At 63.2% G+C, this 9,315-nt stretch carries 9 protein-coding genes and 1 pseudogene; 7 read left to right on the top strand and 3 right to left on the bottom strand.

Annotation, left to right across the window (positions count from 1 at the left end; genetic code table 11):
• Window positions 1–248 (bottom strand): flavoprotein (locus PHX69_RS12910; RefSeq protein ID WP_288044179.1); only part of this gene is annotated, 248 nt, incomplete at its 3' end.
• A gap of 55 nt (window positions 249–303) precedes the next feature.
• Here PHX69_RS12910 and pyrG point away from each other — a divergent pair.
• From pyrG to PHX69_RS12890, 4 genes are all read left to right on the top strand, one after another.
• The gene (gene pyrG, locus PHX69_RS12905) at window positions 304–2,007 is read left to right on the top strand and encodes a CTP synthase (protein ID WP_119011800.1); all 1,704 of its coding nucleotides are present in this window, start codon (window positions 304–306) and stop codon (window positions 2,005–2,007) included.
• The gene (kdsA, locus tag PHX69_RS12900; RefSeq protein ID WP_288044176.1) at window positions 2,004–2,867 is read left to right on the top strand and encodes a 3-deoxy-8-phosphooctulonate synthase; all 864 of its coding nucleotides are present in this window, start codon (window positions 2,004–2,006) and stop codon (window positions 2,865–2,867) included. Before pyrG ends, kdsA begins: the two co-directional genes overlap by 4 nt.
• A gap of 89 nt (window positions 2,868–2,956) precedes the next feature.
• Window positions 2,957–4,243: a phosphopyruvate hydratase gene (gene eno / locus PHX69_RS12895; RefSeq protein ID WP_119011798.1), complete on the top strand. Its 1,287-nt coding sequence runs from the start codon at window positions 2,957–2,959 to the stop codon at window positions 4,241–4,243.
• Window positions 4,244–4,284: 41 nt separating this feature from the next.
• Window positions 4,285–4,563 carry an FtsB family cell division protein gene (locus PHX69_RS12890; RefSeq protein WP_119011797.1) on the top strand — a complete coding sequence of 93 codons (279 nt, stop codon included), beginning with the start codon at window positions 4,285–4,287 and terminating at the stop codon, window positions 4,561–4,563.
• A 33-nt stretch (window positions 4,564–4,596) separates the two neighbouring features.
• Here the strand turns inward: PHX69_RS12890 and hslO are convergent, their stop codons facing one another.
• Window positions 4,597–5,586: an Hsp33 family molecular chaperone HslO gene (gene hslO, locus PHX69_RS12885; protein WP_119011796.1), complete on the bottom strand. Its 990-nt coding sequence runs from the start codon at window positions 5,584–5,586 to the stop codon at window positions 4,597–4,599.
• 32 nt (window positions 5,587–5,618) lie between these two features.
• Window positions 5,619–6,143: a gamma carbonic anhydrase family protein gene (locus PHX69_RS12880; protein ID WP_288044174.1), complete on the bottom strand. Its 525-nt coding sequence runs from the start codon at window positions 6,141–6,143 to the stop codon at window positions 5,619–5,621.
• Between the two features lie 88 nt (window positions 6,144–6,231).
• Here PHX69_RS12880 and PHX69_RS12875 point away from each other — a divergent pair.
• From PHX69_RS12875 to PHX69_RS12865, 3 genes and pseudogenes are all read left to right on the top strand, one after another.
• Window positions 6,232–7,034, top strand: a pseudogene (locus tag PHX69_RS12875) (ferritin-like domain-containing protein).
• A 67-nt stretch (window positions 7,035–7,101) separates the two neighbouring features.
• Window positions 7,102–8,355 (top strand): EAL and HDOD domain-containing protein, encoded by a 1,254-nt coding sequence (locus PHX69_RS12870; protein ID WP_119011903.1) that lies wholly within the window; start codon window positions 7,102–7,104, stop codon window positions 8,353–8,355.
• Between the two features lie 63 nt (window positions 8,356–8,418).
• Window positions 8,419–9,315, top strand: an 897-nt coding sequence (locus PHX69_RS12865; protein WP_288044172.1) for an EAL and HDOD domain-containing protein, incomplete at its 3' end; no start/stop codon positions are given.

Here is a 9,315-nt window from a genome sequence, read left to right as displayed (position 1 = left end):
GCCTCGCGCGAGAGGTTGATGTGCGGCATGTTATTGGCCTCGCGCGCATCCCACTGCGAACCGTAGACGGGCCTGCCCGACAACGCCTGCATGGTCACCGGGGTGATGAACTGCGCCGCCGCCTCGGTCATGACCACCTGCACGGTGGCGCCCGCCTTGATCAGCAGGCGGCATAAATCCGCCGATTTGTAACAGGCTACGCCTCCGCTGAGGCCCAGGACGATGTGTTTGCCAGCAAGCTCTTTCATGGGGCGCAATTTAGCAGACACCTATAATCCCGATTTCCCACCACCAACACATGACATGACCAAATTTGTCTTCGTCACCGGCGGTGTGGTGTCTTCCCTGGGCAAGGGAATCGCCTCAGCCTCCCTTGCCGCGATCCTCGAATCGCGGGGCCTCAAAGTCACCCTCATCAAGCTCGACCCGTACATCAACGTGGACCCGGGCACCATGTCGCCATTCCAGCACGGCGAGGTTTTTGTCACCGACGACGGTGCCGAAACCGACCTTGACCTGGGCCACTACGAGCGTTTCATTGAAACGCGCATGAAGAAGTCCAACAACTTCACCACCGGCAAGATTTACCAGTCGGTGCTTGAAAAAGAGCGCCGCGGCGACTACCTCGGCAAAACGGTGCAGGTGATTCCGCACGTTACCAACGAAATCCAGGAATACATCCAGCGTGGCGCTGGCATCGGCACCCCCGATGCGGTGGACGTGGCCATCTGCGAAATCGGCGGCACCGTGGGCGACATCGAATCGCTGCCGTTTCTGGAGGCCGTGCGCCAGTTGAGCCTGAAGCTGGGCCCCAACAACGCCGCCTTCGTCCACCTGACCTACCTGCCCTGGATTGCCACGGCGGGCGAGCTCAAGACCAAACCCACCCAGCACACGGTGCAGGAGCTGCGCAAGATCGGCATCCAGCCCGATGCGCTGCTGTGCCGCGCCGAACGCAAGGTGCCCGCCGAAGAGCGCGAAAAAATCTCGCTGTTCACCAACGTGCCCGAGTGGGGCGTGATCAGCATGTGGGACGTGGACACCATCTACAAAGTGCCGCGCATGCTGCACGAGCAGGGCCTGGACGGCCTGATCTGCGACAAGCTGCGCCTGAACACCCCGCCCACCAGCCTCAAGCGCTGGGATGCACTGGTGCATGAAACCGAGCACCCGCAGGGCCAGGTGCGGGTGGCCATGGTGGGCAAATACGTGGATTTGTCCGACAGCTACAAGTCGGTCAACGAGGCGCTGCGCCACGCCGGCATGCAAAGCCATGTGCGCGTGAAGATCGACCACATCGACTCCGAAACCATCACCCCCGAGGGCGTGGCCAGCCTGGGCCAGTACGACGCCATCCTGGTGCCTGGCGGCTTTGGTCAGCGCGGCGTGGAAGGCAAAATCTGCACCGCCCAATATGCCCGTGAGCACCAGGTACCTTACCTGGGCATCTGCCTGGGCATGCAGGTGGCCACCATCGAATACGCCCGCCACGTGGCGGGCCTGACCGGCGCCAACAGCACCGAGTTCGACCCCGCTACACCCCACCCGGTCATTGCCCTGATCAACGAGTGGAAAGATGCCGACGGTAGCATCCAGACGCGCGATGCCAACTCCGACCTGGGCGGCACCATGCGCTTGGGCGCGCAAAGCTCGGACGTGGCCAAAGGCACGCTGGCGCACAGCATCTACGGCGACGTAGTCACCGAGCGCCACCGCCACCGCTACGAAGCCAACGTCAACTACCTCGATCAATTGCGCCAGGCTGGGCTGGTGATTTCGGCGCTGACGCAGCGCGAGCACCTGACCGAAATCGTCGAGCTGCCCCAAAACGTACACCCGTGGTACGTGGGCGTGCAGTTCCACCCCGAGTTCAAATCGACGCCATGGGCGGGCCACCCGCTGTTCAACGCCTTCATCAAGGCAGCGATTGCGCACCAGCAGGCGCAAAAGGCCGCCAGCGCAACCCCTGCTGCCGCAGAAGCGACCCACGCCGAGGCCAGCGTATGAAACTGTGCGGCTTTGATGTCGGGCTGGATCAGCGCTTCTTCCTGATCGCAGGCCCCTGCGTGATCGAGTCCGAGCAGCTGCAAATGGACGTGGCCGGGCAACTGAAGGAAATCACCGCCAGCCTGGGCATTCCGTTCATCTTCAAAAGCAGCTTTGACAAAGCCAACCGCAGCTCGGGCGCCAGCTTTCGCGGCCCCGGGCGCGAGCGCGGGCTGGAAATTCTGGCCAAGGTCAAACGCGAATTGCAGGTGCCGGTGCTCACCGACGTGCACACCGAAGACGACATCCGCGAAGCCGCCCAGGTGGTGGACGTGCTGCAAACGCCCGCCTTCCTGTGCCGCCAGACCGACTTCATCCGTGCTGTCGCGCAGTCGGGCAAGCCGGTGAACATCAAGAAGGGCCAGTTCCTGGCGCCCCACGACATGAAGAACGTCATCGACAAGGCCCGCGCCGCTGCGCGCGAGGCGGGCCTGCCCGAAGACAACTTCATGGCCTGCGAGCGCGGCGCCAGCTTTGGCTACAACAACCTGGTGTCCGACATGCGCAGCCTGGCCATCCTGCGCGAGAGCGCCGCCCCGGTGGTGTTTGACGCCACGCACAGCGTGCAACTGCCTGGCGGCCAAGGCACCAGCAGCGGCGGCCAGCGCGAGATGGTGCCGGTGCTGGCGCGCGCCGCCGTGGCCGTGGGCGTGGCCGGCCTGTTCATGGAAACCCACCCGAATCCAGCCCAGGCGATGAGCGACGGCCCCAACTCGGTGCCGTTGCAGCACATGAAAACCCTGCTGGAAACCCTGGTGGCGCTGGACACCGTGACCAAACAGCACGGCTTTCTGGAAGACCGCCTGGCCGCCTGGGCCTGACCCGCAATTACTACAAAAAGCATAGCTGCTCGCGCTTACCCCGTAAGCCTTGCAGCCCGATTTGATTCAAAACCCCTCAAAGGAAGACCATGAGTGCCATTGTTGACATCGTAGGCCGTGAAGTGTTGGACAGCCGCGGCAACCCCACCGTCGAATGCGACGTGCTGCTCGAATCGGGCGTGATGGGCCGTGCTGCCGTGCCCTCGGGCGCCTCCACCGGCTCGCGCGAAGCCATCGAGCTGCGCGACGGCGACAAGAGCCGCTACCTGGGCAAGGGCGTGCTCAAGGCCGTGGAACACATCAACACCGAAATCTCTGAAGCCGTGCTGGGCCTGGACGCCTCCGAGCAAGCTTTCCTGGACAAAATCCTGCTCGACCTGGACGGCACCGAGAACAAAGGCCGCCTGGGCGCCAACGCCATCCTGGCTGTGTCCATGGCCGTGGCCCGCGCTGCCGCCGAAGAAGCTGGCCTGCCGCTGTACCGCTACTTTGGCGGCATGGGCGCGGTGCAAATGCCCGTGCCGATGATGAACGTCATCAACGGCGGCGCGCACGCCAACAACTCGCTGGACATTCAAGAGTTCATGATCATCCCCGTGGGCGCACCGTCGTTCCGCGAGGCCGTGCGCTGGGGTGCCGAAGTGTTCCACGCCCTGAAGAAAATCATCCACGACAAGGGCATGAGCACCGCCGTGGGCGACGAAGGCGGCTTTGCCCCCAGCGTCGAGAACCACGAAGCGGCCATCCAGCTCATCCTGCAAGCCATTGACGCTGCTGGCTACACCGCCGGCGAACAAATCGCCCTGGGCCTGGACTGCGCCGCCAGCGAGTTCTACAAAGACGGTCACTACGTGCTCGAAGGCGAAGGCGGCCTCAAGCTCACCGCCCAACAATGGACCGACATGCTGGCCACCTGGTGCGACAAGTACCCCATCATCAGCATCGAAGACGCCATGCACGAAGGCGACTGGGACGGCTGGAAGCACATCACCGAGCGCCTGGGCAAAAACGTGCAGCTGGTGGGCGACGACCTGTTCGTCACCAACACCAAAATCTTGCAAGAAGGTATCGAGAAGGGCATTTCCAACTCCATCCTCATCAAGATCAACCAGATCGGCACACTGACGGAAACGTTCGCTGCCATCGAGATGGCCAAGCGCGCAGGCTACACCGCCGTGATCAGCCACCGCTCGGGCGAAACCGAAGACAGCACCATTGCCGACATCGCCGTGGGCACGAACGCTGGCCAGATCAAGACCGGATCCTTGAGCCGCTCCGACCGCATGGCCAAGTACAACCAGCTGCTGCGCATCGAAGAAGACCTGGGCGAAGTCGCTTACTACCCCGGCCGCCGCGCGTTCTACAACCTGCGCTAAGCAGGCAGGTTTTTCGCAGCGCAATCACCTGAGCACACACCATGGTCAACCGCCTCGTTCCCGTGGTGTTGCTGGCTTTGCTGGCACTGCTGCAAAGCCAGCTCTGGCAAGGGCGCGGCAGCGTGCCCCATGTGCGTGAGATGCGCCAAAAACTGGCGGCCCATGAGGCCGCCAATGTCCAGGCCCAAGAGGCCAACGCACGCCTGTCCTCTGAGGTGCACGACCTGAAAGAGGGGCTGGACATGGTCGAGGAAAAAGCCCGCAGCGAGCTGGGCATGGTCAAGCAGGGTGAAGTGTTCGTGCAGTACACCCCGCGCTAAAGCACCACCCGCCGCCGTGGGCGGGCTGCGGCCTTATTGCACGCTGGCAGGGGCTGGCGGGCTGACGGCAGGCCCGGCAAAAATCTGTGCCGCATCCACAGCATCAAAGTGGTATTGCTGACCGCAGTATTCACAGCCCACTTCAATCTGGCCTTGCTCGGCCAACACGCTCTCGACCTCGTCCTGGCCCAGGCTTTGGAGCATCCGGCTGACGCGCTCGCGGCTGCACGAGCAGGCAAAACGCGGGCCTTGCTCGCCTTGCTGTGGCTCAAAACGCAGCAGTTTTTCTTCCCAGAACAGGCGGTGCAGGATGGTGTCCACATCTAGCGTCAGCAGTTCATCGCGCGTCAGGGTGGCGGCCAGGTGGGCGATGCGGTTGTAGTCTTCGTTCTGGCCGATCTGGTCTTCGTCCTCGCGGTGGGCGCTGCCCGCAGCGATATTGGCCTGGCCCTTGAGCGGCATGCGCTGCACCAGCAAGCCTGCGGCCACCTGGTCGTTGGCGGCCAGCACCAGCGTGGCGTCGAGCTGCTCGGACTGCAACATGTAGTGCGACAGCACATCGCTCAGGCGATCGAGCTTGCGCCCTTGGGCATCAACCAGCGGCACCACGCCCTGGTAGGGCTGCTGCCCCGGAAACTTGTCTTCGGGGTCCAGGGTGATGGCGCAGCGGCCACCGCCGCCCACATTGACCAGGGCACTCAGCGCAGCCCCCGGCGCCACATCGCCCTTGAGCGTGGCCGTGGCACGAACCGACAGGTCGGACTTCACCTCGGCCACGGCCAGCTTGACCGGGCCATCGCCAAAAATCTGCAATACCAGCGCACCATTGAATTTGATGCCCGACTGCATCAGCACGCCAGCGGCTGCCATCTCGCCCAGCAGCTCGCTGACCGGCACGGGGTAAGCGCCCGTGGTGGTGTTGGCCTGGCGGCGGCGCAGCATTTCAGTCCAGGCATCGGTCAGGCGCACGATGGCGCCGCGCACAGGCTGGCCGTCAAACAAAAACTTGTGGAGTTCAGACACGCAGGGGATTCCTCAGAGGGTAAAAAACACGCTCAGCCGATTTTTTGCAGGCCGTCGCGAAAACGACGCGCATTGTCGGTGTAATGCCGGGCGCTTTGGCGCAGGCCCTCGATTTGCGCGGGGGTGAGCTGGCGCAGCGCTTTGGCCGGGCTGCCCAGGATCATGGAGCCGTCGGGAAACTCTTTGCCCTCAGTGACCAGGGCGCCCGCGCCGACCAGGCAGTTTTTGCCGATTTTGGCGCCGTTGAGCACCACGGCACCAATGCCGATCAGAGATTCATCGCCAATCGTGCAACCATGCAGCACCACCTGGTGCCCTACCGTAACGCGCTCGCCCACCAGCAAGGGCTGGCCCGCATCGGCGTGCAGCACGCTGGCATCCTGGATGTTGGAGCCCGCGCCGATGGTGATGCGGTCGGTATCACCGCGCACCACGGCGCCAAACCAAACGCTGGCGCCCTCGCCCAGTTCCACCTGGCCCATGACCTGGGCGCTGTCGGCCACCCAAGCGGTGGCTGCGATGTGGGGGGCGACGCCGTCAATTGCATAAATGGCCATGTGAAAGTCCTGTTTGGCAGAAGAAAGTGGGCAAGGAGCGGATGGGATGCGGCGCCGGGACGCCACAGGCTTTCCTACAATTGTAGGGATGGAACTTCGCCACCGTGCCTTGCAGGTCTTGCACCTGACCGACCCTGATGAAAAAGCGGCTGCAACGCTTGCTACGTATGCGCAAGCAGCTACTCTTTCAATAGCAGAAAATACCCCCACATCCCCCCAGACAGCCCGCCCCTGCCAGGGCACCCGGCGCGCCCGCTGCTGCTGCGCCACACCGAGGTCGCGCGGCGCTCGCCGGCCACGCACGCGGGGCGGGCGGTGCTCATCCACGCCATTGCCCACATCGAGTTCAACGCCATCAACCTGGCGCTGGACGCCATCTGGCGCTTTGGCGGCATGCCGCGCGATTACTACCTGGACTGGCTGCAGGTGGCCGCCGAAGAGGCCCAGCACTTTGGCCTGCTGCGCGCGCACCTGCGCACCATGGGCCACGACTACGGCGATTTTCCGGCGCACCAGGGCCTGTGGACGATGTGCGAGAAAACGCAGCACGACATCGTGGCGCGCATGGCGCTGGTGCCGCGCACCATGGAGGCGCGCGGACTGGACGCCACGCCGCTGATCCAGCGCAAGCTGCGCCAGGTGGGCACCCCCGACGCGCTGGCCGCCGTTAGCATTCTGGACACCATCCTGCACGAAGAGGTAGGCCATGTGGCCATCGGCAACCACTGGTACCGCTGGCTGTGCGAGCGCGAGGGACTGCATCCCGAGTCCCACTACACAACTCTGGTACAACGCTACGAAGCACCGCGCTTGAAACCGCCGTTCAATGAAACCGCACGCCGCCAGGCCGGGTTCACAGAAGCCGAACTGCAATGGCTGCTCCAGGGCTGATACCCGCCCAATTCTTCCTAAAATGCCCAGCAACGCAGATTGCAGCCTCTACCGAAAAGCCCATCCCATGTCGAGCACCACCGCTACCGGGTCTCCCGCCACCCCGCAGACCAATGTGGCCATGATTGCCCGTCAGGCCATCGTGAATGCGCAGCACGCCGTTGTCGGCTATGAGTTGTTCAACCGCTCGCGCTCAGGCCCCACCCACACCGCTGCCACCGACGTGGCGCTGGTATTTACCGCCCTCTCGCACGCGGGCACCGATGAACTGGTGGGCAAAAAACTCATCTTCGTCAACTGCACCCACGAAAGCCTGGTGGGCGGGCACCTGGAGCTGGTAGACCCCGACAAGGTCGTGCTGGAGATTCCGCCCCTGGGCCATGTCGCCGCTGAAGAAGTGGCCACCCGCATGCCCACACTGGCGGCGCTGCGCGCGCGGGGCTTTCACCTGGCGTTCAACCACACGGTGCTGCAATCGGCCTATGCCGCCTGGCTGCCGCTGGCCGACTACATCAAGCTGGACCTGTCGCTGCTGGCCCCCGACCAACTGGCGGTTCTGATCAGCTACGCCAACCGGAACTCGCGCGCTGACCTGATTGCCGAGAAAGTCGAAACTGCGCAGCAGTACGACATGGTCTCCAGCCACGGGGTGCAGCTCTTTCAGGGCTACTGGTTTGCACGCCCGGCGCTGGTGCAGGCCAAACTGATTACGCCAGCACAAACCAGCATCCTGGAGCTGATCACCCTGGTGCGCAACCAGGCCAGCACTGAAGACATTGAGGAAGTGCTCAAAAAGGATGCGGGCCTGGCCTTCAACCTGATGCGGCTGATCAATTCCTCGGGCTTTGGCCTGGCCCGCGAAATCACCTCGTTCCGCCAGGCCGTCATGCTCATGGGCCTGAAAAAGCTGTTTCGCTGGGCAGCCTTGCTGCTGACCACGTCGCGCACCAGCGGCACGCCATCGTCCGTAGGACAAACTGCGGTGGTGCGTGGCCGCCTCATGGAGCTGCTGGCGCTGGAGTCCATGGGCCAGGAAGAAGCCGACCAGGCATTTGTGGTGGGCATTTTCTCCATGCTCGACGCCATGCTGGGCATGCCCATGGAAACCGCACTGGGCCTGTTGAGCGTGCCTCCCAGCGCGGAAGCCGCATTGCTGCGTGGCGAGGGCGTTCTGGGGCACCTGCTGACCCTGGCAAGGGCGTGCGAGTCCAATGACGATGCTGCCTTTGACCGCGCGGCCAGCACCCTGCAACTGACCAGCCAGCAAATCAACGGCGCCCACCTGCAAGCCCTGGCTTGGGCCGACCATTTCGGTGAATGACTGCGAACGGGCACGATCAGGCCATCGCTCCTAGAATCAACGGCAAACCATTTCGTAGCCCCCATGTCCAGTACACCCGAGCAAGCAGCCCCCGATACCCTCCTGGCTACACGACCCGCAGAGGCCGACAATCTGGCCATGATTGCCCGCCAGGCGATCGTGGACTCACACCAGGCCGTCTTTGGGTACGAACTGTTCGACCGCTCCACGGCATCTGACGCACACAGCGCCGCCAGCGATGCAGCACTGTTGTTCAACGCGCTGTCTTACGCAGGTACCGAGTCGCTGGTAGGCGAAAAGCTGGTCTTCATCAACTGCACGCACGAGAGCCTCTCGGGCGGCCACCTTGAACTCATCCACCCCGAAAAAGTGGTGCTGGAAGTACCCACCCTGCCTGAATCGGCCACGCTGCAAGATATTGAAGGGCGCATCCCGACGCTGGAGGGCTTGCGCAAGCAGGGCTTTCGCCTGGCGTTCAGCGAGCAAATCCTGCGCCGCCAGTACGTTTCGTGGCTACCGCTGGCGGCGTTCATCAAGCTGGACATGATGACCTTCGCTCCCGAAACGGCCGAATCGCTGGTGAAGTTCTCGCGCGCACACACCAACGCACAGCTGATCGCAGAAAAAGTCGAATCTGCCGAACAGCACCAGCTCATGGCGGATCTGGGCGTCAGACTCTTTCAGGGGTATTGGTTTGCCAAACCTGCGCTGGTGCAAGCACACACCATCCGGCCATCGCAAGCGACGGTCGTGCAGCTCATCAACCTGGTGCGCAAACAGGCCAGCACCGCAGAGATCGAAGACCTGCTCAAAAAAGACCCTACGCTGTCTTTTAACCTGCTGCGTTTTATCAACTCTTCGGGGTTCGGCCTGTCGTGCGAGATCACCTCGTTTCGCCATGCGGTCATGATCCTGGGCCTGAAAAAGCTGTTCCGCTGGGCCGCCTTGCTGTTGACCACC

The sequence above is a fragment of the Simplicispira sp. genome (assembly GCF_028687295.1).
GTDB classification, from domain to species: Bacteria; Pseudomonadota; Gammaproteobacteria; order Burkholderiales; family Burkholderiaceae_C; genus Simplicispira; species Simplicispira metamorpha.
Note: the sequence above shows the minus strand (reverse complement) of the source record. Positions and strands in the feature narration are given on the sequence as shown.